We start from the raw sequence: 24,275 nt of genomic DNA on the forward strand, positions 1-24,275 counted from the left end.
GCCCATTCTTCGTCGCTGACATCGGATGGGTAAGGTTTGCGGTTTTCCATGGGGCTTGGATTTTACCGCTATGGGATAGTTCAGAACAGGCTCTAGGATACAACTGTTTGAACAAGTGTGCAGCGCCGATGCCGCGCTTGCCATTAGACAAAAGTGCTGAAACCCAAATAGATACAATATGTCATGACCAGGCCAGCGCCAGCATATGGCCAGTCAACTGGCTGCGGTCGTGCCATATGGTCAACGCCGCGCGCTGGCGTGCGCTGTCGGCGCAGTATTCCGCCAACGCCAGCCCCAGGCATTTATTGCCGGCTTCCAGTGCCGCCCAGGCGGCGGCGAAGGCTGCGCCTTGCTCAGGGGCGGGCAGGGCGGCCAGTTGCGCGCAGTGCGCCGGGCTGAAATACGTCGCTGCCACCGCCGGCCAGTCTACTGGCGGCGTCAGTGGGGTGAGATCGACGCCGATCGCACCCGCGCGCAGCGCCAGCACCGCCACGCCCTGGCCATAACTCAAACTCAGCCGCAAGGCCGGGTTGTGCGGCTGCGGCCCGCGTGGGCTGTCGCGCCAGCCGGTGGCCAGACAGGGCAGCGCGTCCAGTTGCGCGCGCAGCCATTGCCGCGCCAAGGCCGGCGCCAGGCCGGCGGTGCGCACCGGCAGCAGCAGCGTTTCGCCAGCGGCCAGCTGCGCCGGGGCGTGCTCAGCGCAGCGCAGCCAGCGCGGCGCGCTCAGGCCGGCGGCGTCCATGGCTTACAGGGCGAGCCGTTCCACTGAGTGCGCGGCGGGATGTGCTCGCCCTTCATCACCAGCGACAACGGCCCCAGCAGCGCGCCATCGCCCACCTGGCTGTCGTACAACACCGTGGTGCGCGCACCCACCAGCACCTGCGCGCCAATGTCCACCCGGCCGATTTTCATCACCCGGTCTTCAAACAAATGCGTCTGCGGGCCAGACCAGGCATTCAGCACGCTGCCATCGCCAATGCGCACGCAGTCGTATTCGGTCACGTCGGTGGTGTCCAGCACCACGCCACGGCCGATCTGACAGCCCAGCAGGCGCAGCACCCACGGCAAAAATGGCGTGCCGCGCAAAAAGTTGACAAAGTTCGGCACGGCGATGGATTCATACAGATTGGTCACCGCCTCACTCAGCCAGACAAACGGCGTCCACATCGGCGCGGCACGCGGGGTGTAGCGGCCGATCAGCAGCCATTTGGCCGCCAGCACCACGGCAAACGAGCCCACGCCGTAGCACAAACCGGCCAGACACAGCCGCCAGGCGGCCAGCGCCCAGTGCTCGGTTTCAGCGGCGGGCAGCACCTTGATCACCGTCAGATACCCGCTGGCGATGATCAAGGCCAACGGCAGCACAATGCGCACCGCTTCTACCGTGCCACGGCCGATGCGTCGGGCCACCGAGGGGCGGAAGGTCAGGTGTTCGGCAAAACCGCTGGTGACTTCCCGCGCTGGCAGGTGCAGCGCAGGCGAGCCCATCCAGGTGTCGCCGGCTCGCATCTGGCCATTGGCCGGCGCGCGCGATTGCACGCCAATCAACACATCGGCCGGCAACTCGGTGCCATCGGGCAGGTAGGCGCCATTGCCGACAAAGCTGCGTGCGCCGATTTCGGTGGGGCGCAGTGTCATCCAGCCGCTGTCGATTTCTTCGTCGCCCAGCATCACCGCATCGGCAATAAAGGTGTCGTCGCCCAGCGTCAGCATGTCCGGCACCACGCCCATAGCGGTGGAAATCTCGGCGCCCTTGCCAATGCGTGCGCCCAGCACCCGGTACCAAAACGGTGCAAACACCGTGGCGTACAGGCCGTGCAGCACATGCAGGCTGGATTCCTGAATCTGGTTGGTCAGCCATTTGCGGTAATACACCCGGCTGAATACCGACCAGCGCCCCGGTTGCAGGCGCGGCAGCACCAGCCAGCGGATGGCCGCCGACAGCAAAATGGTGGCCGCCACCAGCACCGCGCTGGCCGGCAAAGCCAGCAGCGCATACCAGAAAAACGCCTGCCAGGCCGGCAAGCCCAGTTGGCCCAGGTCCAGCTCGTGCACGTCCAGCCAGTCAATCAGGATAAAGCTGGGGAACACCGGCAAGAAGAACAGCGCCGCCACCGCCGCCGCGCCCAGCACATAGCCCAGCAAGGCCAGCGCCTGCATCGGCAGGCCGGGACGTGCTGGCGGGGTGGGCCGTGGGCGGATGAGCTGGGCGCTGCGCCGTGCCGGCGCACCCTCCCAGCGCTCGCCTGCCGGCACCTGCTGGCCCTGCGCCAGGCTGGACAGCCCATCCAGATAGGCGCCAGCGCCAATGCGGCTACCGCCCTCCAGCACACCATACGAGCCGACATAGGCCGCGTCGCCAATCTCAATCTGCCCCACCACCAGCGCATCCGGCTCCAGGCGCACGTTTTCCAGGTTCACCGAGGCGCCGATATTCACGCCCGCACCAATGCTGACCGCATCTGGCGCGCGCAACGAAATCGAGCCAATCAGGGTATCCCGGCCAATCCGTGCACCCATCGCCCGCCAATAAGCAGTCAGCAGCGGCGAGCCGTGCAGCAGATAGGTGGCCGGCACATCAGCCAGCCGGTCGGCCAGCCACCAGCGGAAATACGTTACGCCCCACAGCGGGTAGCGACCGGGCTTGAGCCGGCCCAGCACCAGCCATTTGCCGGCAATCGCCACGGCAAAGCTGGCCACATGTGTCAGCAAAAACACCAAGAGCGACGCCGCCACTGCCAGAGCAATGCTGTCGTCCGGGTCGCCGGTCAGAAAGTGGTAAGTAAAGAACGGCGCCAGCCACTGCAACATGCGCAGGCTGACCAGGGGCGGCAGCATGGCCGCTTGCGCCAGGCCGCACAGCGCGCGCTTGAGCGGGCTGACCGCGGCAAAGCTGGGCGCCACATTGGCCGCCGCCTGGGCGGACAATTGCTCCAGCGCGCTGGCCATCGCACCCACCGTGCGGGCGCGATAAATCTCCTGCACGGTAATGCCGGCATAGCGCGGCGTTTGCCGCAGCGCCGACACCAGCCGCGCCGCCAGCAGCGAATGGCCGCCCAGATCATTAAAAAAATCCGCCTCGCGCGCCAGCGGCTGGCCGGGAAACAAGCGGCGCAAATGGCCAAACAGCTCGCGCTCGGCGTCGGTCGTCGGCTCGGCCTGGTCTTCCACTGCCGGCAATGCATCCAGCTCACGCGCGCGCAGCGCCTTGCGGTCCACCTTGCCCGAGGTCAGCCGTGGCATGGCGTCCAGGGTGATGAACAGCGCCGGCACCATATACGGCGGCAGCCGCTCGCGCAGCCCGGCGCGCAAGGCGGCGACATTGGCCGGCTGGCCGCTGTCGGTCACCAGATAGGCAATCAGCTGGTCCACTTCGTCGATGGCTTTGACAATCACCGCCGCCGCGCCAATATCGGCCTGATCGCACAGCGCCGCTTCGATTTCGCCCAGCTCCACCCGAAACCCGCGAATCTTCACCTGGTCATCCGCCCGGCCCAGGCACTGCACCTGACCGGTTTCGTCGATCTTGGCCAGATCGCCAGTGCGGTACAGCCGGCGGTCGTAGCCGCGCTCGATAAACGGGTTATCCAGAAATTTCTCGGCGGTCAGCTCGGGACGGCCCAGATAGCCGCTGGCTACGCCGGGGCCGACAATGCACAGCTCGCCCACCTCGCCCGCCGGCAGCAAGCGCATATCGGCCGGATCGACCACCAAGAGGCCATAATTGGGCAGCGGCTGACCAATGGTCACCGGCTGGCCAGGCACCAGGCGCGCCAGGCTGGCCGACACGGTAGCCTCGGTCGGGCCGTAGGTATTGAACAAGGGCCGCGCATGGGTGGCCCAGCGCTCAACCAACGCCTGCGGGCACATCTCGCCGCCCAGGTTGATGATGCGCAAATTGGGCACGTCGCGGCCAAACAGCGCCAGCAGGCTGGGCACCGCGTGCAGCACGGTCACGCGCTGGCGAATCAGCGCCTCGGGCAGCGCGTCCGGGTCGCTGACCAGGCATTTGGGCGCAATCCACAAGGCGGCGCCAACCAGATAGCTGATCCAGATTTCCTCGAACGACATATCAAACGCCAGCGAGAAACCCTGATACACCAGGTCGTCCTCGCGCACGCCCAACACGCTGTTTTCGCTGCGCAAAAAGTGGCAGATGCTGCCATGACTGACGGCAATGCCCTTGGGCACGCCAGTCGAGCCGGAGGTGTAGATCACATAGGCCGGATGTTCCGGGCGCAGGCCCTCGCGGCGGCGCAAGGGGCCGTCCACTGCCGCTTGCAGCGCCTCGGGCGTCCAGCGCGGGAGATTCACGTCGCTCAGCCGGACGGCCATGTCCGGGTGGCACACCAGGCCCAGCGCGCCAGCATCACGCAGGCAGATTTCCACCCGCTCGGGCGGGGTGTCGGCGTCAAACGGCAGCCAGGCGGCGCCAGTCAAGGTGATGGCGGCCTGCATCACCAGCGCCTCGGCCCCGCGCGGCATCCACAGGCCAATATGCTGGCCCGGCGCGGCGCCGGCTTGCAGCAGGTGATGCGCCGCCAGGCTGGCGCGCGCCAGCAGCTCACCATAGCTCAGGCAGAGCTCACCCCAATACAGCGCCGGGCGGTCGGGCTGGCGGGCGGCGGTGGCTTCCAGCAAGTCGGGCAAGCCGGTGTCAGTCAAAAAATCCGGGCGGGAAAGTCCGTGCAAAATCATCGGGCAGGCGTATCCAGGGCTCGCGGCAGGCGACGGCCTGCCGGGTATGATCGGCAATTGCTAATATTGGCAATAACACCTTGCGGTGACTGCTTGTTTCTGGAATAACGCCCGGCTTGCCGTTTGGTTGACGCGCTGTGTAAAGCCACGTTAAGCGCCGCTCACAAAACGTGGCGCGGGGCTTATCCGGCGTGACTGCCTTCCCATGGCGCGCGCCAGGCCGGCCGGCCAGGAAACACCTGATCCAGCGCCCGCGCCGACAGCCCGAACACCGCCTGGCTGACCGCCGCCAGCAGGCTGCGCCAGTCCAGGGTGACCGGCAAATCGCGCCCTTCAAACAGGGCATTGGCTTGCAGGCCGGCAAAATCGCCCAGCATGCGTCCTTCGCGCCCCAGGCCGCCGCCGGCCACTAGCGCCAGGCCGCCATGGCCGTGGTCGGTGCCGCGTGTGCCGTTTTCGGCGGCGGTGCGGCCAAACTCGCTGAGCACCACCACGCGAGTGCGCGCCCATTCTGCCTCGCCCAGCGCCGTTTTCATCGCCAATAGGCCCTGGCCCAGCTGTGTCAGCGGCTGCGCCAGGCCGGCCGCCTGATTGACGTGGCTATCCACCCCGCTTAAATCGACAAAGGCCAGCGCCAGTTCGGGCTGCTGGCGCAGCACCTGGCCCATCTGCCGGGCTTGCGCCGCCCAGCCGGCCAGCGGTGCGGCGTTGCGGCTGGCCTGATCCGGGTCGGCTTGCGCCAGCAGCGCCTGGGTGTCGATGGCTTGTTGCAGCCAGCGCTGGCTGGGCGAGCCGGCATGCGCGCGCAATAGCGCGTCTTGCAGCGGGCCACTGGGCAAACGCAAGGTATTGCGCGCCAGGGGAATATGCTCGACTGTCCCGCCTACACCATGTAGCGCCAGCGGGGCATTCACCGCAAAATTGGCCGCCATCCGCCCATCCAGCCCGCTGGCCAGTCGCCCCATCCAGCCGGTGTTGCCGCTGCTGGCGCCCGTGCCCAGCTCTATCACGTCCTGCGCCTGAAAATGGCTGCGGCTGGTGTTGGGCGAGCCGGCCGTCGGGCAAAACCACAGCTCGCCAGCCTGATACAGCGCCAGGCAGTCGGCCAGTGCCGGGTGCAGGGCAAAGCCGCTGCCAGGCAAGGCCAGGCCGCCTTGCAGCACCGGCTGGGCCAGGGTGGGGCGCAGGCTGGGCCAACGGGGGTCGGCCACGGGCGAGCACGCATGCAGGCCATCCAGGCCGCCGCGCAGCAGCACAAACACCAAACGCCCCTCGCGTGCCGCCGTGGGGGCCGCCCAGGTGCGCCAAGCCAATGGCAACAAGGCGGCGGCGGTCAGTGCGCGCAAGGCGGTGCGGCGACCCAGACAACAAGGCAATACAGACATGGCCATCTCACGGTAAACAATACACACGCAGCCGCCAGCTTGGCACAAGCACGCCGGCAGGGCCAGCATGCGCGCCCGGAGGCATTGTCATGTGGTCTGACCACTGCGCATCGGCAGACGTATAATGGCGTTTTTGCACAAAAAAGCGGGACACAAGCATGGTAGAAACATTCTTGGTGTTGATTGGCTTGCAGCTGCTGGGCGAATGGCTGGCGCGCTGGCTGCATATTCCGGTGCCCGGCCCGGTGCTGGGCATGTTGCTGTTGTTTGTTGGCCTGTGTCTGCGCCGTGGCGTGCCCACCGCCTTGCAGCACGGCGTGCCGGCGTTTTTGCAGCATTTGTCGCTGCTGTTTGTGCCGGCTGGCGCTGGCGTGCTGTTGTATGCCCACCTGTTGAACGGCCAGACCGTCTGGCAGCTGGCCCTGGCGCTGGCGGTGGGCACCACGGTGACTTTGCTGGTCAGCGCCCTGCTGCTCGCCGGGCTGATGCGCTGGCGCGGGGAGCACGGCCATGACTGATTTTGCCAGCCTGTGGCAAGCGGCGCGCCAACAGCCGCTCACCTGGGTGTTTCTCACCATGCTGTGCTACCGATTGGCGATTGCGCTGAATCGCCAAAGCGGCGGCCACGCGCTGGCCAACCCGGTGGGGCTGGGCGCGCTGCTGCTGATTGGCGTGCTGCTGGCCACCGGCACCGATTACAAACAGTATTTTGAAGGCGGCAAATTCATCCAGATGCTGCTGGGCCCGGCCACCGTGGCGCTGGCGGTGCCGCTGTACGCCAACCTGCACCGGCTGTCCAAAGTGTTCTGGCCCTTGTTGATCAGCCTGCTGTTGGGCTCGCTGGTGGGCATTGTCTCCAGCGCGGGCGTGGCCTGGGTGCTGGGGCTGGATGACATTTTGATCAAATCGCTCTTGTCGCGCTCGGTATCCACCCCCATCTCTATGGGTATTGCCAGCGAAATCGGCGGCGCGCCGGAGCTGGCGGCGGTGTTTGTGATTGTGTCCGGCGTGTTTGGCGCCATGCTGGGCTGGCCGCTGCTCAGCCGTTTGCGTTTGGGGCAAGATGTGGTGTACGGTTTTGCCACTGGCATGGCCGCGCATGGCATTGGCACAGCCCGGGCGTTTCAGCGTTCAGACACTGCTGGGGCGTTTTCTGGTCTGGCGATGGGCCTGAATGGCCTGGTGACGGCGATTTTGATTCCGCTGCTTTTGCGCTTTTGGCATTAGCGCGCAGACGCGGCAGAACAGACGTCTTCACACGCCGGTCACACCGGGCCGGTAGGCTGCGCCGATTGCGCCGAATTGTTGTCGGCCGCGCCGAAATCATAATAAGGAGACTCAATTGGATCTGATTCTGTGGCGTCATGCCGAAGCCGAGGAAGGCAGCAACGATCTGGCCCGCGAGCTGACCCGCAAAGGCCAGCAGCAAGCCGGCCTGATGGCCGCCTGGCTGCGCCTGCGCCTGCCGCGCGATTTTCAGCTGCTGGCCAGCGAAGCCCGCCGCTCGCAACAAACCGCTGCGTTTTTGTCAAAAAACTACCGCGTGCTGCCGGAAATCAACCCGGACGCCACGGTGGAATCCGTACTTAAAGCAAGCCACTGGCCCGACGCCCGCCACCCCATCGTACTGGTGGGCCATCAGCCTTATATGGGCATGATTGCCTCGCAACTGATTGGCGGCGAAGCACAAATGTGGAATGTCAAAAAAGGCGGCGTGTGGTGGATCAGCCAGCGCGTGCGTCACGGCATTGCACAAAACAGCCTGAAGCTGGTGCTCAATCCGGGCATGCTCACCGCCAGCGACGACTGAGCGCCGCTGGCCCCGTCCACGGCCACCCGCCTGGCATGCCCTGTCCGGGCCGCACGTCGGGCCAGGGTGGGTGAGCCACTTGCACATCCACCAGGGCTTGAAGCGGCATCAACGCCACAGCGTGGCGGGGGAGGACAGCAGCAAGATGGCCTGTTGCGCCGGTGGCAAGCCTTCCGCCGCCGCCCGCGTGGCTGCCGTCCATGGCCCCAGGCTGCGCTCGGCGGCAGCGGCATCCCAGTTGCACGCCTGGGCCGCATCTGCCGGGCCGGTCAGCCGCCATTGCCGCTGTGCCAGCGCCTGGGCCAGCTGTACGCGCAAGGCCATGCCCAGCGCCGTCTGCCATTCGCCGGCATTTTGTGGATAGCCATCTGGCGTCAAGCGCAGGAATGGCGCCTGCCCCATCGCCTGCAACATATTCAGCAAAGGTTCGGCATGGGTGATGGGGGCGTCCTGACACACCGCGCGCGCGGTAGCCAGCACGTAATCCTGTGGCAGACGGAACATCCGCTGCTTGAGCAGGCTGTCGGCAAAGGCTGGGCTGGCCAGCATCACCCACAAGGCAGGCGACAGTCGCCCGCCGCTTTGCACGTAGGCCTGTGCCATGCGCTCGACCAGCGCCGCAGGCGGCGTATCGCCGACAAAGCGTTGTGCCAGCTTGCGGCTGACATGCCGTGCCGTGGCCGGGTGCAAGGCCAGCCGGTGCAAGAGCGCATCCATTGCCGCGCGACCGTCAGCCAGTGCGTATGTTTGCCCCAGCACCTGCACCGAGCCTTCGCCACGCCGGCGTGGATCCAGGGCAAAGCCACCATCGGCAAGCGCATCCGCTGTGCCCAGATCCGGCGCACTCACCCCGCTGATCAAGCGTGCCGTGGCTTCGACATCCGCCTGCTGATAGCCCCCGCCCACACCCAAGGTATGCAGCTCCAGCAGCTCGCGCGCCAGATTTTCGTTCAGCCCGGTGCGCCCGCGCCGGCCCAGCTCGCTGTCTGGGGCGGTGGAATTGATATTGTCCAGATAGCCCTGCATGGCCGTGTGGTAAAACGCGGCGCGCAAGAGAGATTCAAAACGGTCATCCGCCATGGCCGCCTCAATGCGTGAGGCATAATCATCCACCAGCCAAGGCAACTGGCCTTTGTGCAGATACACCGAAAAATGATTCAGCCAGAAGGCCAGCAACACCTCATGTGCCGGATTGTCGCTGTTGGCCATCATCAATAGCCGTCGCTGAACTGTAGCCGACTTCATGGCATTGCCCTGGCGGGCCATGGATTGCACCAGCGGAATATCCTGCGCCTTGCGTGCTTCTTGTACCCGGACCGGGCCATATTGCGCCCAGCGCTCGGCCAGGGGGGGCGCATCGGCCAGCGCATCCAGCGCGGTGCGGACAGCAGGGGCCACACCGCTGGGTGCGCGCCAGCCGCGCTGCACCATGGCCCGAGGCGTTTGCCCGGTGAGCGCCGCCACACTGGCATCGGTGGCGCCATAGCCCCAGCGCGCCAGCATGGCCCGCGCCAGTGGCGCATCCATCGGGGTGTCCAGCTTCAGTGGCCCCGCCGCCTGCGTCAGCGTGGCCAGCATGCACGCCACCCCGCCCAGCACCCGCATTGCTTGTTTCATCGTTGGCTCCGCATTTCATCACAGCACAGCATTATCCTGCCCGACGGTGATTTCGGCCATGGGAGCGCTTGCGGCCCCTTGCCTGACAATTCGGGCCGACTGCGGCACAATGCCGCTTTAGCCTGCCCTCCCTCCTGACTCTGCCATGTCTGCTGATTTTTTTCTGCGCCCGCACTGGGCGGCCCCCGCCCATGTGCATGCCCTGTCCACCACCCGCCAGGGCGGGGTCAGCCAGCCACCTTACGCCAGCTTTAACCTGGGTGCCCATGTCGGTGACGACCCGGCCGCCGTGGCCGCCAATCGCGCGCTGCTGCGCCAGCAACTGCCCGCCGAGCCGGCCTGGCTGAACCAGGTGCACGGCATCACTGTGGTGGACGCCGCCAGCGTGGCCGGCGCGCCGGTGGACGCCGACGCCAGCTTCAGCCGCACGCCGGGCGTGGTGTGCGCGGTGATGACCGCCGATTGCCTGCCGGTGTTGTTCACCAACCGTGCCGGCAGCGTGGTGGCCGCCGCCCATGCCGGCTGGCGCGGCCTGCTGGCCGGCGTGCTGGAAGCCACCCTGTCCGCCATGGCCTGCCCGGCGCACGAGGTGCTGGCCTGGTGTGGCCCGGCCATCAGCCGCGATGCCTTTGAAGTGGGCAGCGAAGTGCGCGCCGCCTTTGTGGCGCACAATCCGGCCGCAGCGGCGGCGTTTTCGCCGCTGCCAGACGGCAAATGGCTGGCCGACCTGCCCGGCCTGGCCCGCCAGCGCCTGCTGGCGGCCGGCGTGCCGGACAATCAGTGTGTGGACAGCGAGCTGTGCACGGTGATCGAGCGCGAGCAGTTTTTTTCATACCGCCGCGACGGCTGCACCGGCCGCATGGCCAGCCTGATCTGGCTGGCGCCTGCTGTGTGAAACGTTTATATTGATTGGTTGCCGATTTTGCCCGCAGGAGTGCTTCCATGATCAAAGCCATTGTCAGCGGCCACAGCCGTGGCCTGGGCGCCGCCATTGTCGAGGCTTTGCTGGCCCGTCAGTTGCCGGTGCTGGGCCTGGCGCGCAGCGCCCTGCCCGCACGCGCCGGGCTCAGCCAATGCGCCCTGGATCTGGCCGACCCGGCCGCGCTCACCGCCTGGCTGGCCGGCCCCACCCTGCATGACTGGCTGGCCGACGCCAGTGCCGTCTGGCTGGTGAACAACGCCGGCCAGGTGCAGCCCATCGCCGCACTGGGCGAACAAGACCCACAGGCCATCGTGCAGGCCATCAATCTTAACGTCACCGCCCCGCTATTGCTCAGCAATGCCGTGCTGGCCGCCAGCCCGCACTGTGTTGAGCGCCGCCTGCTGCATGTGTCCAGCGGCGCCGCCCGGCACGCCTACCCCGGCTGGAGTGTGTACTGCGCCAGCAAGGCCGCGCTGGACCACCACGCCCAGGCCGTGGCCGCCGAACGCCACACCGGCGTGCGCCTGGTCAGCCTGGCCCCTGGCGTGATCGACACCGAGATGCAGGCCGACATCCGCGCCGCCAGCCTGGCGCAGTTTCCGCTGCGCGAACGCTTTGACGCCCTGAAAGCCAACGGCCAGCTCACCAGCCCGCAAACCTGCGCCGAGCATCTGGTGGCCGCCCTGGCCCACCCGGCATTTGGCGAAGTGGTGCTCACTGACCTGCGCCACGGCTGAACACATCCAGCCTGCGGCGGGCCGTTTGGCAAACCACACCCCGCCGCATCCACGCTACAATGCCCCCGGAATGACTGTCTGATTCAACCGGAGGTTTGCCACCATGACTGCACCCACTTCTTCCGCCAGCTATGCCGTGATTGGCAGTTCGTCCAGCGCCACCACCAATGCACTGATTTCCGGCTTCAAATGGGGCAGCAGCACGGTGGGCAGCAGTGTGTCGCTAAGCTACAGCTTTCCCTGGGCCAGCGGCGGCAGCGCCACCTTTGCCGGGCTGAACGGGCAAAGCTACTCCGACCTGAGCGAACAAAACACCGGCGCGGCGCTGAACACCACCCAGCAAGCGGCGTTTCGCAGCGCGCTGCAAGCCTGGGCAAATGTCGCCAACCTCAGCTTTAGCGAAGTCAGCGACACCAGCAGCAATGTGGGCGATATCCGCGTAGCCTGGACCTCCGCCGCCTATGGCATCAGCACCGGCGAGCAAGCCTGGGGCTGGGCCGGCTATCCGGGCGCCTGGCCCAGCGCCGGCGATGTGTGGATTTCGGCGCTGGGCAGCGACACCGCCAGCCAATCCTGGGCGACCGGCTCGTATAACTTCGAAGCGCTGATGCACGAGCTGGGCCACGCCCTGGGCCTGAAGCACCCGTTTGAAGACTCGCCCACCCTGGCAAAAAGCCTGGACACCCGCCAATACACGCTGATGTCCTACACCAACCCAAGCAATAACGTCTACCCCTCGGCTGGCTATGTGGATGGCAAATACACCTGGCTAAGCTACTACGTCAACCCGGAAACCCCGATGGTGCTGGACATCGCCGCCATGCAATACCTGTACGGCGCCAACACCCAATACAACAGCGGCGACACCACCTACACCTTCGACCCGAGCAAGCCCTTTTTCAAAACCATCTGGGACGGCGGCGGCGCCGACACGATCTCGCTCAGCAACTACACGCTGAACAACACCATCGACCTCACCCCCGGCAGTTACTCCACCCTGCGCATTGCCCCGCCCAGCAATACCGGCGGCGCCACCACCACCTACGACGGCAGCAACGCCCTGGGCATTGCCTACGGCGCCATCATCGAAAACGCCATCGGCGGCAGCGGCGACGACACCCTGATTGGCAACAGCGCCAACAACCAGCTGACTGGCGGCAAGGGCAACGACACCGCCGTGTTTCACGGCAACTTTGCCGATTACACCATCAGCTATCAATCCAGCACCGCCACCCTCACCGTGGCCGATAAAATCAACGGCCGCGACGGCACCGATACCTTAAGCAGCATCGAAACCCTGAAATTTGCCGACCAAAGCAAAAGCGCCAGCCAATTGATTGCCGCCAGCAACGACCGCATCGCCCCCACCCTCAGCCAGGGCAGCCCGGCCAACCAAGCCAGCAGCGCCGCCCCGGCCGGCGATATTGTGCTCACCTTCAGCGAAACCATCACCCGTGGCAGCGGCCTGATTACCCTGAAAAACGCCGCCGGCGCCACCGTCGCCAGCTTTGACGCCGCCAGCAGCACCCAGCTCAGCCTGTCTGGCAGCCGGCTGGTGATCGACCCCAGCGCCGAGCTGGACTACGGCACGCAATACACCCTCAGCCTAGCCGCCGGCAGCGTGCTGGACACCGCCGGCAACGCCTACGCCGGCCTGAGCGACTACCGCTTTACCACCCAAAGCCGCCCCAGCCAGGGCCAGAGCCTGACTGGCACCGCCAGCGCCGACACCCTCACCGGCACCGCCGCCGCCGACAGCCTGCAAGGCCTGGCCGGCAACGACACCCTCAGCGGCCTGGGCGGCAGCGACACCCTGGACGGCGGCGACGGCCGCGACACCGTGCTGTATCAAGCCGCCAGCAGCGGCTATCAAATCACCCGTGGCCAACACACCACCGTCAGCTACAACGGCGGCGCTGACGTGCTCAGCAATGTCGAACGCATCCAGTTCAGCGACAAAACCCTGGCCCTGGACATCAGCGGCAACGCCGGCCAAGCCTACCGCGTTTACCAAGCCGCCTTCGACCGCACCCCGGACAACGGCGGCCTGAAATACTGGCTGAGCGTGCTGGACGGCGGCGCCGGCCTGGACACCGTCGCCAGCGGCTTTTTGGGCAGCCAGGAATTCAAAACCCTGTACGGCAGCGCCCCCAGCCACGCAGATTACGTCTCGCGCCTGTACAGCAATGTGCTGCACCGCACCCCAGACCAGGACGGCTACGACTACTGGGTAAACCTGCTCAACAGCGGACAAATCAGCAATGTGGTGGCGCTGGTGCAGTTCTCCGAATCCGCCGAAAACCAACTGATGGTGCTGGGCGCCATCCAGGATGGCATCTCGCTGTATGCCTGACCCCGGCGCACTGGCCGGCCCGAATCACCCACACGGTGCTAGGCAAATGGCATGGCCGGCGCTATCATAAGGGCGTTTTTTGCGGTCGCTGGGGAGACATCTCGGCGCGGACAGCGAAAAGTTGGGAACACCCCCGGCAAGCGCTTGATTTTGCGCGGGAAAAACAGGGGGTGCTCTCTAGTGGTTTCCCTGATCTTTAAGGGATTAAGACTTGTAATTGTGAAGCTCTTTCATCTTCACTGTGGCTCTAGTGGTTTCCCTGATCTTTAAGGGATTAAGACTTGATGCGGTAGGTGTTGCCGCCGATTTCGATGCTCTAGTGGTTTCCCTGATCTTTAAGGGATTAAGACATGACAGAATGTGTTATTGCTGATGGCACACACTCTAGTGGTTTCCCTGATCTTTAAGGGATTAAGACTCCAGGTAAAATGTGCTGTAAATCGACAGTGCCCTCTAGCGACTTCCCTGATCTTTATTTAAGGGATTAACACCACCCCGCCCCGCCTTCCCTTTCCCCACCGCCCCCCCAGGAGCCCGCCATGCCTCGCCTGCTGATCTCTTACCGCCGCGCCGACCCGTTCAGCGTGCAGCTGGCCGACTGCATCGACCGGCAATGGAGCGCCGAGCATGGGCCGGGTTCGGTGTTTCTTGACATACGCGCCTGTCAGCCCGGCCTGCCGTTTGACCAGGAAATCGATCAGGCGCTGAACCAGGTGGACGCCGTGCTGGCGCTGATTGGCCCCGGCTGGGCCGAAGAATTTGACCGCCGCGCCGCGCAAGCGGACGGCGAGCTGGACTGGGTGCGGCGCGAGCTGGCCCACGCGCTGGGCCGCGTGTATCTGCCCGTCGTGCCGGTGCGGCTGCCGGGGGCGGCCGAGCTGGGCAGCCACCCGCTGCCCGCCGAGCTCGCCGCGCTGACGCAGCGGCAAGGCGCACACCTGGCCAACCCAACCCAAGCCGCCCTGCACGCCGAAGTGGCCGAGCTGCTGCGCCGCCTGCATGGCGTCATCGCCAACCAGGGGCCGTATCGCTTTGTGATTCAAGGCTATAAGCCCGAGCGCCACCCGGCCGACGCCGCGCTCCCCCAGGTTTGCCTGCTGACCTCAAGCGCCGCCCCGGCCAACGCCCTGCCCGACTGGTGGCCCACCCTGCGCGACTTTATCCGCCAGACCGTGCTGCCCGCCGTGCCGCCCGGCTCGCCCCACCCGCTGCGCCTGCGGCTGGACGCCGGCTACGCCATCGGCTTTGCCGCCGGCGCCCTGCTGCACCCGCAAGCCGGCGTCGCCATCGAGCTGGAACAACGCCAGCCCAACAGCCCGGAAATCATCTGGCCCATCCAGCTCAGCCCCCAGGCCGCCGACACCCCGCGCCTGCACCTGCACCCCGAGCCGGCCCACCCCGCCGCCGCGCCCAATGCGCACTGGGCGGTGGCGCTGTCCGTCACCCACCGCATCGACGCCAGCGTGCGCCAGCACCTGGAGCAGCACCCCAGCCCGGCCATCAGCCAGCTGATCCACGCCCACCTGCCCGAACCCTCGCCCAACGCCGTGCGCGACGGCGGCCACGCCAGCGCCCTGGCCTGGCAACTGGCCAGCGAACTGCACCCACTCGCCAGCGCCGCCACCCCCCGCCCGCGCCTGCACCTTTTTATCGCCGCCCCCATCACCCTGGCCTTCTGCCTGGGCCAATACCTGCGCCGCCTGCTGCTGGACGTCACCATTTACGAATACCAAGCACACGCCACCCCAGCGCATTACCTGCCCACCCTCACCCTGAATGCCAAGGACATCGACCAGCGCAACTGAACCCAGCCGACAGAAAACCCGCGCACCGGGATTTCTGGCTAGGCAAACGGCATGAACGGCGCTATCATAAGGGCGCTTTTTGCGGGCGCTGGGGAGACATCTCGGCGCGGACGGCGAAAAGTTGGGAACGCCCCTGGCAAGTGATTGATTTTTTGCGGGAAAAACAGGGGGTGCTCTCTAGTGGTTTCCCTGATCTTTAAGGGATTAAGACCCTTGACGCTCAGCGTAGCTCTTCACTTTGTGTGCCCTCTAGTGGTTTCCCTGATCTTTAAGGGATTAAGACCCCGTGACACCCAACTCGTTGGCGATGGCTTTTGCTCTAGTGGTTTCCCTGATCTTTAAGGGATTAAGACGAACCATACGCTGAGATTTTTATCCATGGCAGCTCTAGTGGGCTCCCTGATCTTTAAGGGATTAAGACTCATCTGCTATGCTCTCGATGTGAGTCCACATCCTCTAGTGGCTTCCCTGATCTTTAAGGGATTAACTCCACCCCAAGCCAGCCTCCCCGCTGGCTTTTCTTTTCTCTACACCAAAAATCCCAATCACATAAAACGCCCACTTCCGCCCCCATCCCACCACTCCCACGCCCCACCCGCCCACTTGTCATGCCTTGCCCCCACGGGCACAATGTGTCGATGTGACGAATGAATGCACCGGCAGGATGGCCGGGCTGGGGGCGGGATGGCTGGGTGGCTGGAACAGGCGCGCACGGGCGAGGGCCTGGGGTGTTTGCCGGTGCAGTTGGCGTGCGTGTCCGACAGCTTGCAGCTGGGCGATTTTGCCGGCCCGCTGTGGCGCAGCGGCTTTGGTTTGGCGTTAAAGCGCCAGCTGCCGGCCTTGTTTGACCTGCTGTTTGCCGAGCAGGCGCGGCTGGGGCGTTTGTATGCGCTGCATACGCCCACGGCGCAGGTGCAGCCGGGGCAGCCGTTTACCCTGGGCTTTACCTTGTTTGGCCCGGCCAGCGCGCATGCCCAGCTGTGTGTGCAGGCGTTTGCCGCGCTGGGTGCGCTGGGGCTGGGCCGCGCGCGCGGCTTGTTTCGGGTGGAAAGCGCGCAAGTGGCCGGCGCGTCCGCTCCGTTCTGGCAGGCCAGCCACGGCCTGACCGCCTGGCCGCGCCCGCTGCCGGCAGCGCACTGGCTGGCGCGCACCCACCCGGCGCGCGGGCTGCGCCTGCACCTGCGCAGCCCGGTGCGCATCAAAGACCACAATCAACTCTGCCACACGCTGGACGCCCCGCAGCTGGTGCGCCGCCTGCACGGCCGGCTGGGCCAGCTGTGCGACGCCGCTGGCGAGGCGTTTCCGCTCAGCGAAGCCGAGCTGGCCGCCCAGCGCCAGGCCGCCGAAGCGCTGCGCCTTGGCCCGGCGCAACTCAATTGGCGCAATATCGCCCGCCGCTCCTCACGCAGCCAGCAACACATGGTGTTTGGCGGCCTCACCGGCCAACTGGAGCTGCACGGCGAACTCTCCCCGCTCACCGGCCTGCTGGCGCTGGGCGAAGTGCTGCAACTGGGCGGCAAAACCACTTTTGGCTTTGGGTGCATGCATGCCGAATGGCTGGATTGATGGCCCGGCCCCGCTCACCCAGCCTGCCATGTCAGAAGGGCTTTGTGAGCGGCTTGATCTGCCACTGACCCGAAATCATTCACTAACACACGCGTTCTCTTCTTAAGGTGGCCCATATGCCGCTTCGCCGTTTGCCCTCGATTTCCAGTGCTGAACCCAGCACCCCGCCGGCCGTGGGTGTGGCTTCGCTAGAAAAAGTCGAAAAAAAGAAAACATGGCTGGACAGTCAAGAGGCGCGCGACGCTGAGCCAATTCACTGGAAAAGTTACGAATGCCTGCTGGTAACGCCGCTATTTGGCGGCGGGGTAGTTGCCGGCCAGGTGGATCAGCGCATGCCCATTCGCGCCAGCGCCATTCGCGGCCAGCTGCGCTTTTGGTGGCGACTGCTGGCCAGTAAACGGCTAGGTGATGATGTAAACGCCATACGCCAGGAAGAATTCGCCCTGTGGGGCGGCCTGGGCACCCCGCCGCAGGCAAGCCGGGTGTGGGTGGAAGTGAGGCATGATAAACCACTCAAGTTCACAGCGGTAGAAAATATTAATTCCTATGCTTTAGCTGGGGCAGATAGAAAACCAGGTGATATTCTTTACTACCAATCAACTTGGCATCTATATATTGGGTTCGAGCGTAGCCATTTGACCAGTGCGCAATGTGACCAAGTAATGGAGGCAGTGCAATGGTGGGCAAATTTTGGAGGTGTTGGCGCACGTACTCGCAGAGGGTTTGGCTGTGTGCTGGTTCCTAAATGTGAATTGCTAACACCACAAGATGTTAGAGAGAAATTGGGCGGCACATTGGTTTTTTCATCCGCAAAATTCGAGACAGCATTTGTGGCTTGGGAACACGCTATTGTTGCCTTAAAATTAAAAGGGAAAAAGATAGAAAATCGCCAAGGTTATCTAGGCCCAGAACGGCAAGCCAGCCAGGTTATTTTACGTGTTCGGCCAACAAAAGATGGAAAATGGCAATCGCTTGCTCTAATGCTGCCAACCGTAAAAAATGCAAAAGAAGCTAGCGAATTTCTCAAGGCACTAAGCCATTTTAGATTAAAAGATTCAAGCATATCTGACGCACGAGAAAAATCAAAAAAAGAGACATCAAATCTGATGCAGACCTGTCACGTACTTTTTAAAAAATATCAGACAAAATCATGACCACCGTCCTCATCCTTTCTTTTGGCCCGGTGCAGGATTTCATCGCCGCCGCGCGGCGCAGCCGGGATTTATGGAGTGGCTCGTGGTTGCTGTCGGAGGTGTGCAAGGCCGCCGCGCTGGCGCTGTATCAGGAAGATGGCGTCGAGCTGGTGTTTCCGGCTGCCGACAAAACCGACCCGGCAAACCTGCTGCAACCTCGCTCAGCCTTGTCCGTCGCCAACAAACTGCAAATCACCCTCGCAGGCCAGCCCAGCGCCGCACGGATTGACAAGCTGATTCAGCAGGCGCAGGCGGCTGCGCAGGCGCGGCTGGACCAGTTGGCTGTCGAGACGATAGTGAACTTTAACGCACGGCGCCCGAATACCAGGCTGACGCTGAATGGCCCCCTGTGGCACAAGCAACTGCTTGATTATCTGGAGTGCTATGCCGGCTGGGCGACGCAAGACGAACAGCAAGACGAACAGCCAAAAATCAGCTACAGCCAGGCCGTGCGGCACGCCAATCTGGCTTTGCAGGCGCGCAAGGCCACCCGTGGTTTTGCCCAGCTGGCCAGCCATCGGAATGCAGAAGGGTTTGGCGTGCCCAAATCGTCGCTGGATGGCGCGCGGGAAACCGTACTGACGCCAGAATCCGATACTAAGCCCGACCCCATCAACGCGGTATTTCGTGAGCTGAAACTCGGGCTGAACCCAGGCGAGCAGCTGGATTGCATGGGCCTGATCAAGCGGCTGGCGGTCAACGCCGAGCAATTTACCCCAGTGTCGCGCATTGCCGCAGACAGCTGGCTGCGGCAATTGCCCGACACAGAGCAAGCCGGTTTGCTCACGGCGTATGAGGCGGTTTATCAGGCGGGAAAACAGCTGGCCGGGATGGCCGACTTATTGGGGCTGGCGTCTCGGGTAACAGGCAATAGCGGTGATTATCAGGCCCTACCGTTTGACGGCGCCTTGCTCTACCGCGCCCGGCTGGCGGTGGCGCAACGCGAGCTGAACAATCTGCAAAACAAAGACGAGCCCCTCAACGCGCTGGCGGCGGCATTAAACACGCTGGCAGACACGCTGGCCCCAATCTGGCGCGCCTACGGCGAACCCACGCCGTATATGGCCGTGCTGCAAGCCGATGGCGACCAAATGGGCGCATTGCTGGAGCACATCAGCAGCCCCGAGCACCATCAGCAAGTGTCGCAGGCGCTGGCGCGCTTTGCTGAAAACGCCGGCCAGGTGGCGCGCACTTATTACCACGGCCATGTGATTTATGCTGGCGGCGACGATGTGCTGGCTTTGGTGCCGCTGGATCAGGCGCGGGGTTGTGCGGATGCGCTGCGCCAAAGCTTTGCCCGCACCCTGGCCGAGTGCATCAAAGACATTCAGCTTGATCTTGCCCCCACCGCCTATCCCACCCTGAGCGTGGGCCTGGGCATTGGCCATATGCAAGAAACCCTGAACACCCTGCGCGATTTGGCCAAGCGCGCCGAGCAACTGGCCAAGGGCAACCTGGGCCCCCAGCCGCGCAATGCGCTGGGCATTTGCCTGCGCAGCCGCAACAACGCCGAGCTGAGCTTGCGCCGCCGCTGGGACGATCACGATGGGCAAGCCGCCTTGCAGCAATGGCAGCAAGGCTTTTTACAGCAACTGCTGCCCAGCCGGCTGGCGCACGACGCGCTGGCGCTGGCAGCGGCGGGCAAGCGGGCCGGGCATTCCGCCGCCATGCTGGAAGCCGAATTCATCCGGCTGTTTGCCCGCACCGAATTTCGCCCCAACCCTGAGCATATTCCCGAGGGCAGTGATAAACCGGAAACCCCGGCGCAGGCGCGCGCGCGCTGGCAGCGATGCCTGCAAGACCGGCTGGCCACCTTGCACAAGCAACACCCAAGCAGCACCTGTGAGTGGGCTAGCGCCGCCTGCGAGCTGGCTCACGAACTTTACGTCAGCCACTGGCTGGCCAGCAAAACCCGTCAGGACTTGGGAGAATTGGCATGAGCGACAGCGACTTGTTTCATTACCAGCTGGAAGCCCTGGCCCCGCTGGTGTTTCGCTCGGGCAAGCCGTTTGGCGTGAATGCCGGCGCCGATGGCGCGGCGTTTCCGCTGCCTTCCAGCCTGGCCGGCCTGCTGCGCAGCTTGTGGGCCGAGCAGCAGGGCCAGGCGTTCAGCCCCGAGCTGAATCAGATAACCTCCTATGGCCCGCTGCTGGCCTGGCGCGAGCAAGACAACACGCTGATTCCGCTGGCCCCCGCCCCGGCCGATGCCCAATATGTGACTGTCCAGCCAGACAAAAAAAACGGGCAAACCGATGCGCAGCAAACGCCCAAAGTCATCATCCGCCGCCGCTGCCCGCAGCCGCTGCCCAACACAATGGGCTGTGACTTAGCCGCCGGCCTGCTGCCGGTGTGGAGCAGTGAAGACCTCGAACAAAACCCCGGCAAACCCGCCCCCGGCCCACAGTATTGGCCGCTGGCCGAGCTGGCGCGCTGGAGCCAGGGCGAAAACATCTGCCTGGATGCGCTCAACGCCAACGGCCTGATCACGCTCACCGACAGCGTGCGCACCCATGTGGCCATCGCCCCCGACAGCCAAGCCGCCGCCGATGGCCAGCTGTTTCAAACCGCCGGGCTGGATTTGGCCCCACAGCGGCAAGCCGACGGCAGCTGGGCCACGCGCGAGCTGGTGTGGCTGGCCAGCACGCCCAAGCCGCTGGCCTCGCGGCTGGCCACCTTTGGCGGCGAGCGCCGGCTGTCGCGCCTGCACCCGCTGGACGCCCACGCCGCCCCGGCGCACTGGCTGCGCCCCTGTGAAGATCAAATCGCCAACATACTTGCACAAGGCGGCCTGCGCCTGACCCTGCTGACCCCGGCACTGTTTGCCAACGGCCATTTGCCCGGCTGGCTGAGCGCTAACCCAGCAGACGGCAGCCTGAGCGGCCAGCCGCCCGGCTGCTCTAACCTGCGCCTGACCCTGCGCGCGGTGGCCAGCCATGGTTGGCAAGCCGTGTCTGGCTGGGATTTGGCCGAGCAAAAACCGCGCGCCGCGCGCAAGGCGCTGAAAGCCGGCGCCGTGCTGTGGTTTGCCCTGGACAACCCCGCCCAGCTTAGCGCAGAAGCCTTGCGCCCGCTCTTGCGCCAGCTGTGGACCCAGCCCCTCAGCGACCGCTCACAAGACCAGCGCGACGGCTTTGGCCTGGCCCTGCCCGCCGCCTGGACACCCCCATCCGCCTGACCCCGAGATTGCCGAACATGGAACATCAACTGTTTTATCTGCACGCCTTGTCCGCCCTGCACGCCGGCACAGGCCAGGGGGTGGGCGCCATCGACCTGCCCATTGCCCGCGCCCGCGCCACCCAGCTGCCGCTGCTGCCGGGCTCCAGCCTGAAAGGTGTGCTGCGCGACCAGGCCAGCCAGACGTCCACGCGGGACAATCCAAACATCGCCGCGCTGTTTGGCCCGGACAACACCGCCATGGACAGCCCACACGCTGGCGCGCTGGTGGTGGGCGACGCCAATTTGCTGATTTTGCCGGTGCGCGCGTTTTGCGGCGTGGTGGCGTTTGCCACCTGCCCGTTTATCTTGCGCCGCTACGCCCGCGACCTGCCCGCCGCATGCCGGGACAAACTGCCCATCCCCACCCTCGACACCGAAGCCGCGCTGCCAGAATGCAGCGTGCTGCAATACAGCGTGCCGGACGCCGGTCAGCAATTGCTGCTGGAAGACCTTAACCTGAGCATCCAGCAAAACCACGCTGAAGCCAAAGCCTGGGCCACATACTTGGCCAATGCACTCTATCCCAACGACAACAACTGGCAGACTGAATTTACTGCCCACTTTGCCATCCTGCCGGACAATGTGTTTTCGTTTTTGGCCGACACCGCCACCGAAATCCGCGCCCGCGTGCGCATCGACCCCCACACCCGCACCGTGGCCAATGGCGCGCTGTGGTACGAAGAAAACCTGCCCGCCGAAAGCGTGCTGTGGGGCATGTTGGCGTTTAGCCCGTCGCGCAGCAGCAACAGCAGCGACAGCGCACAAGACATGCAGGCAAAATTCAAAACCTGCTTTAGCCAGCCAGAGCAACTGATGCAACTGGGCGGCAAACACACCGTCGGCCGTGGCCTGTGCCGGCTGGTGCTGAGTGCAGCACACACAGAAGGCGAGCAAAAATGAACACGCGTAGCCGCCAACACGCCGCCAACGCACACGCGTGCGTCAGCGCTGTCGCTTCACAAGCTTACGCCAGCAAATACCGCGCGCTGGCGTTAAGCTTTCCCATCATGGTGCTGCAATCCGGCCTGGCGCAAGCCACCGGGTTTTTGCGGGCAAAAAGCAGCGACAACAACGAATATCAGCGGTATCTATCTGACCTGGCTGGCGTGCTAGGGTACGACAACGGCCCAGCACTGTACGATGCCGTCATCGCCAGCGATCTGCCAACCTATCAGCAACTCACCCGCCAGGCGCTGGACGCCAGCGGCTGGCTGAAACGCTACGCCCAAGCCCTGCTGCAAGAAGATGCGCCAGCGCCAACAACAACCGAGGGCGCGCAATCATGACCGAACTGATGCGCGAAGCACTCAAAAAACAACCGGCTGCTCAGCTCCTCAAACCGGATCACGCCCACGCCGGCCTGTGGCTGCAACGCGGCTGGCCCACTTTTGTCACTGGCGACAGCAAAAACAATAAAACCGGCCACATCAATAAGCTCTGCACCATTCGGCCCAGCGCGCTTTATAAAGAAGCCTTCAGGCGCTGGGAAAAAACCGCCAAAACCCTACCCGGCGCAACCCTGTTCGCCACTGTCTCGCAACGCCTGCTGATCGGCAGCAACGCCGCCAGCGCGCTGGAAACCGGCGCCGCCATCCAGCACAGCTACGGCATGCCGATGATTCCCGGCAGCGCCGTCAAAGGCTGCGCCCGCGCCTACGCCCAGCAACTTGGGCTGGGCGCAGAATACCTGGCCATGCTGTTTGGCCTGGACGAAGGCGAACTGGCCGGCCCCGGCGGCCTGGTGTGGCACGACGCCTGGTGGCGCCCCGACGGCCAGGAGAAATTTCCCTTTGTGGCCGATGTCGTCACCGTTCACCACCCGGAGTACTACCAAGGTAAAGAGGTCATGGCCAGCGACACCGACACCCCGGTGCCCAACGCCCAGTTGGCCACCCACGGCGAGTTTTTCTTTTACATCGGCTGCGAGCACCGAGACAGCCAACCCTGGGCCGAACTGGCCATCCAACTGCTCAAAGCCGCCCTGCACGGCGCCGGCATCGGCGGCAAACGCGCAGCGGGATATGGGCGGATGGCGGCAAAGCAACAAGATTCCGATGCTTTCAATCAGTAAGCACAAAGCAAAAATTTAGCGGATTGGGAAAAACCAAGAATGAATCAAGCAGCTGCTACAGCAACTCAACCCATTATCGTAAAACCTTGCCATGACGACTGACACATCTCAACACCAAAAATGGAACCTTTCCGACCTGCTCGACACCCTGCACACCCGCATTCAAGGTGAACTGCAAGCCTGCCGCGTGCTGGCCCATCCCACCGACAAAGGCGACGCCAGCGAAGACGTCTGGCTAAAATTGATGCAAGATTATCTGCCACAACGCTACCGCGCCGAAAAAGCCCATGTGGTGGACAGCAACGGTGAATTCAGCGAGCAAATCGACATCGTGATTTTCGACCGCCAATACACCCCGCTGATTTTTGAACTGCGCGGCAGCATGATTGTGCCGGCAGAAAGCGTGTATGCGGTGTTTGAGGTGAAACAAACTGCCAATAAAGCGCATATTGAATATGCCAAGAAAAAGATCGCCAGCGTCAAAGCGCTCCACCGCACCAGCGCACCCATCCGGCACCTGACGGGTAAAAATCAAAAAGCCCTGTTTTCCATTCAAGGCGGGCTATTGGTTTTCAACAGCAATATTCAGCCTGACACGCTACAATCTTATCTTGAAAAAGACCCATTGCGACGCATCAATATCGGCTGTGTTGCCAGCAACCATGGCACAAGCAAGCCCGCCGGCTATTTCCTGGCGCCAGCCATAGAGATAGATGATCCTTCAAATATCGCTCCATGCGAATTTTATCCACACCCAAAAGCCGCCACTGCCTTTTTGTTTAAACTTATTGGCTTGCTGCAAACACTCGGCACCGTTCCCGCCATTGATATGGACAAGTACGCAGAAAAGTTGATTTAGCCGTCCAAAACCCACTAGGCAAACAGCATGCAGTGCGCTATCA

At 64.1% G+C, this 24,275-nt stretch carries 19 protein-coding genes and 1 CRISPR repeat array; of the genes, 15 read left to right on the plus strand and 4 right to left on the minus strand.

Features of this window, described 5'->3' with window-relative positions; translation table 11 throughout:
* Positions 1–181: 181 nt before the first annotated feature.
* The 3 genes from DFR34_RS00005 to DFR34_RS00015 form a co-directional block, all read right to left on the minus strand.
* Positions 182–742 carry a 4'-phosphopantetheinyl transferase superfamily protein gene (locus DFR34_RS00005; protein ID WP_110389111.1) on the minus strand — a complete coding sequence of 187 codons (561 nt, stop codon included), beginning with the start codon at positions 740–742 and terminating at the stop codon, positions 182–184.
* Positions 724–4,698 carry a Pls/PosA family non-ribosomal peptide synthetase gene (locus DFR34_RS00010; protein WP_110389112.1) on the minus strand — a complete coding sequence of 1,325 codons (3,975 nt, stop codon included), beginning with the start codon at positions 4,696–4,698 and terminating at the stop codon, positions 724–726. The genes DFR34_RS00005 and DFR34_RS00010 overlap by 19 nt, the downstream gene beginning before the upstream one ends.
* Positions 4,699–4,880: 182 nt before the next feature.
* Positions 4,881–6,083 (minus strand): DUF1501 domain-containing protein, encoded by a 1,203-nt coding sequence (locus DFR34_RS00015; protein ID WP_158281694.1) that lies wholly within the window; start codon positions 6,081–6,083, stop codon positions 4,881–4,883.
* 158 nt (positions 6,084–6,241) lie between these two features.
* Here DFR34_RS00015 and DFR34_RS00020 point away from each other — a divergent pair, with 158 nt between their 5' ends.
* From DFR34_RS00020 to DFR34_RS00030, 3 genes are all read left to right on the plus strand, one after another.
* The gene (locus DFR34_RS00020; RefSeq protein WP_110389114.1) at positions 6,242–6,601 is read left to right on the plus strand and encodes a CidA/LrgA family protein; all 360 of its coding nucleotides are present in this window, start codon (positions 6,242–6,244) and stop codon (positions 6,599–6,601) included.
* On the plus strand, positions 6,594–7,310 hold the full coding sequence (locus DFR34_RS00025) for an LrgB family protein (RefSeq protein WP_110389115.1): 717 nt from the start codon (positions 6,594–6,596) through the stop codon (positions 7,308–7,310). Before DFR34_RS00020 ends, DFR34_RS00025 begins: the two co-directional genes overlap by 8 nt.
* Before the next feature lie 115 nt (positions 7,311–7,425).
* A complete protein-coding gene (locus tag DFR34_RS00030; protein WP_110389116.1) occupies positions 7,426–7,893 on the plus strand; it encodes a SixA phosphatase family protein in 468 nt (155 codons plus the stop codon).
* A 108-nt stretch (positions 7,894–8,001) separates the two neighbouring features.
* Here the strand turns inward: DFR34_RS00030 and DFR34_RS00035 are convergent, their stop codons facing one another.
* Positions 8,002–9,510: a DUF1800 domain-containing protein gene (locus tag DFR34_RS00035; RefSeq protein WP_110389117.1), complete on the minus strand. Its 1,509-nt coding sequence runs from the start codon at positions 9,508–9,510 to the stop codon at positions 8,002–8,004.
* 145 nt (positions 9,511–9,655) lie between these two features.
* On the opposite strand from DFR34_RS00035, the gene pgeF reads away from it, so the two are divergent.
* From pgeF to DFR34_RS00095, 12 genes are all read left to right on the plus strand, one after another.
* Entirely contained in the window at positions 9,656–10,405 is a 750-nt protein-coding gene (gene pgeF, locus DFR34_RS00040; RefSeq protein WP_110389118.1) for a peptidoglycan editing factor PgeF, read from the plus strand.
* Positions 10,406–10,452: 47 nt separating this feature from the next.
* Complete coding sequence (locus DFR34_RS00045; protein ID WP_110389119.1) at positions 10,453–11,169, plus strand: SDR family oxidoreductase; 717 nt, start codon at positions 10,453–10,455, stop codon at positions 11,167–11,169.
* A gap of 103 nt (positions 11,170–11,272) precedes the next feature.
* Positions 11,273–13,522, plus strand: coding sequence for a DUF4214 domain-containing protein (locus DFR34_RS00050; RefSeq protein ID WP_110389120.1), 2,250 nt, complete (start codon positions 11,273–11,275; stop codon positions 13,520–13,522).
* A 539-nt stretch (positions 13,523–14,061) separates the two neighbouring features.
* Positions 14,062–15,327 (plus strand): SAVED domain-containing protein, encoded by a 1,266-nt coding sequence (locus DFR34_RS00055; RefSeq protein ID WP_110389121.1) that lies wholly within the window; start codon positions 14,062–14,064, stop codon positions 15,325–15,327.
* A gap of 175 nt (positions 15,328–15,502) precedes the next feature.
* A CRISPR array of direct repeats spans positions 15,503–15,817; the repeat unit is 36 nt; unit sequence CTCTAGTGGTTTCCCTGATCTTTAAGGGATTAAGAC.
* Positions 15,818–16,011: 194 nt separating this feature from the next.
* Complete coding sequence (cas6, locus tag DFR34_RS00060) at positions 16,012–16,893, plus strand: CRISPR system precrRNA processing endoribonuclease RAMP protein Cas6 (RefSeq protein WP_158281695.1); 882 nt, start codon at positions 16,012–16,014, stop codon at positions 16,891–16,893.
* Between the two features lie 116 nt (positions 16,894–17,009).
* Positions 17,010–18,047, plus strand: a complete 1,038-nt coding sequence (gene cmr1 / locus DFR34_RS00065; RefSeq protein WP_110389123.1) for a type III-B CRISPR module RAMP protein Cmr1 — start codon at positions 17,010–17,012, stop codon at positions 18,045–18,047.
* The gene (cas10, locus tag DFR34_RS00070; protein ID WP_110389124.1) at positions 18,044–20,026 is read left to right on the plus strand and encodes a type III-B CRISPR-associated protein Cas10/Cmr2; all 1,983 of its coding nucleotides are present in this window, start codon (positions 18,044–18,046) and stop codon (positions 20,024–20,026) included. Before cmr1 ends, cas10 begins: the two co-directional genes overlap by 4 nt.
* Positions 20,023–21,261 carry a type III-B CRISPR module-associated Cmr3 family protein gene (locus DFR34_RS00075; RefSeq protein ID WP_110389125.1) on the plus strand — a complete coding sequence of 413 codons (1,239 nt, stop codon included), beginning with the start codon at positions 20,023–20,025 and terminating at the stop codon, positions 21,259–21,261. The genes cas10 and DFR34_RS00075 overlap by 4 nt, the downstream gene beginning before the upstream one ends.
* A 17-nt stretch (positions 21,262–21,278) precedes the next feature.
* Complete coding sequence (cmr4, locus tag DFR34_RS00080; protein ID WP_110389126.1) at positions 21,279–22,202, plus strand: type III-B CRISPR module RAMP protein Cmr4; 924 nt, start codon at positions 21,279–21,281, stop codon at positions 22,200–22,202.
* Positions 22,199–22,588 (plus strand): type III-B CRISPR module-associated protein Cmr5, encoded by a 390-nt coding sequence (locus tag DFR34_RS00085; protein WP_110389127.1) that lies wholly within the window; start codon positions 22,199–22,201, stop codon positions 22,586–22,588. The genes cmr4 and DFR34_RS00085 overlap by 4 nt, the downstream gene beginning before the upstream one ends.
* Positions 22,585–23,373 carry a type III-B CRISPR module RAMP protein Cmr6 gene (gene cmr6, locus DFR34_RS00090; protein ID WP_110389128.1) on the plus strand — a complete coding sequence of 263 codons (789 nt, stop codon included), beginning with the start codon at positions 22,585–22,587 and terminating at the stop codon, positions 23,371–23,373. Before DFR34_RS00085 ends, cmr6 begins: the two co-directional genes overlap by 4 nt.
* A 91-nt stretch (positions 23,374–23,464) precedes the next feature.
* Positions 23,465–24,232, plus strand: a complete 768-nt coding sequence (locus DFR34_RS00095; RefSeq protein ID WP_110389129.1) for a DUF6602 domain-containing protein — start codon at positions 23,465–23,467, stop codon at positions 24,230–24,232.
* The last annotated feature ends 43 nt before the right edge of the window (positions 24,233–24,275 follow it).

It is taken from the genome of Rivihabitans pingtungensis (genome assembly GCF_003201855.1).
In the GTDB taxonomy this organism is placed as follows: domain Bacteria; phylum Pseudomonadota; class Gammaproteobacteria; order Burkholderiales; family Aquaspirillaceae; genus Rivihabitans; species Rivihabitans pingtungensis.

Bases quoted from the DNA above. Each gene is read 5' to 3' on its own strand.
- cmr1 (WP_110389123.1), top strand. From the start codon at position 17,010: ATGCCGCTTCGCCGTTTGCCCTCGATTTCCAGTGCTGAACCCAGCACC.
- DFR34_RS00095 (WP_110389129.1), top strand. From the start codon at position 23,465: ATGACGACTGACACATCTCAACACCAAAAATGGAACCTTTCCGACCTG.
- cmr6 (WP_110389128.1), top strand. From the start codon at position 22,585: ATGACCGAACTGATGCGCGAAGCACTCAAAAAACAACCGGCTGCTCAG.
- DFR34_RS00055 (WP_110389121.1), top strand. From the start codon at position 14,062: ATGCCTCGCCTGCTGATCTCTTACCGCCGCGCCGACCCGTTCAGCGTG.
- DFR34_RS00050 (WP_110389120.1), top strand. From the start codon at position 11,273: ATGACTGCACCCACTTCTTCCGCCAGCTATGCCGTGATTGGCAGTTCG.
- DFR34_RS00085 (WP_110389127.1), top strand. From the start codon at position 22,199: ATGAACACGCGTAGCCGCCAACACGCCGCCAACGCACACGCGTGCGTC.
- DFR34_RS00075 (WP_110389125.1), top strand. From the start codon at position 20,023: ATGAGCGACAGCGACTTGTTTCATTACCAGCTGGAAGCCCTGGCCCCG.
- DFR34_RS00025 (WP_110389115.1), top strand. From the start codon at position 6,594: ATGACTGATTTTGCCAGCCTGTGGCAAGCGGCGCGCCAACAGCCGCTC.
- cas6 (WP_158281695.1), top strand. From the start codon at position 16,012: ATGGCTGGGTGGCTGGAACAGGCGCGCACGGGCGAGGGCCTGGGGTGT.
- DFR34_RS00020 (WP_110389114.1), top strand. From the start codon at position 6,242: ATGGTAGAAACATTCTTGGTGTTGATTGGCTTGCAGCTGCTGGGCGAA.
- cmr4 (WP_110389126.1), top strand. From the start codon at position 21,279: ATGGAACATCAACTGTTTTATCTGCACGCCTTGTCCGCCCTGCACGCC.
- DFR34_RS00045 (WP_110389119.1), top strand. From the start codon at position 10,453: ATGATCAAAGCCATTGTCAGCGGCCACAGCCGTGGCCTGGGCGCCGCC.
- DFR34_RS00015 (WP_158281694.1), bottom strand. From the start codon at position 6,083: ATGTCTGTATTGCCTTGTTGTCTGGGTCGCCGCACCGCCTTGCGCGCA.
- DFR34_RS00010 (WP_110389112.1), bottom strand. From the start codon at position 4,698: ATGATTTTGCACGGACTTTCCCGCCCGGATTTTTTGACTGACACCGGC.
- DFR34_RS00005 (WP_110389111.1), bottom strand. From the start codon at position 742: ATGGACGCCGCCGGCCTGAGCGCGCCGCGCTGGCTGCGCTGCGCTGAG.
- pgeF (WP_110389118.1), top strand. From the start codon at position 9,656: ATGTCTGCTGATTTTTTTCTGCGCCCGCACTGGGCGGCCCCCGCCCAT.
- cas10 (WP_110389124.1), top strand. From the start codon at position 18,044: ATGACCACCGTCCTCATCCTTTCTTTTGGCCCGGTGCAGGATTTCATC.
- DFR34_RS00035 (WP_110389117.1), bottom strand. From the start codon at position 9,510: ATGAAACAAGCAATGCGGGTGCTGGGCGGGGTGGCGTGCATGCTGGCC.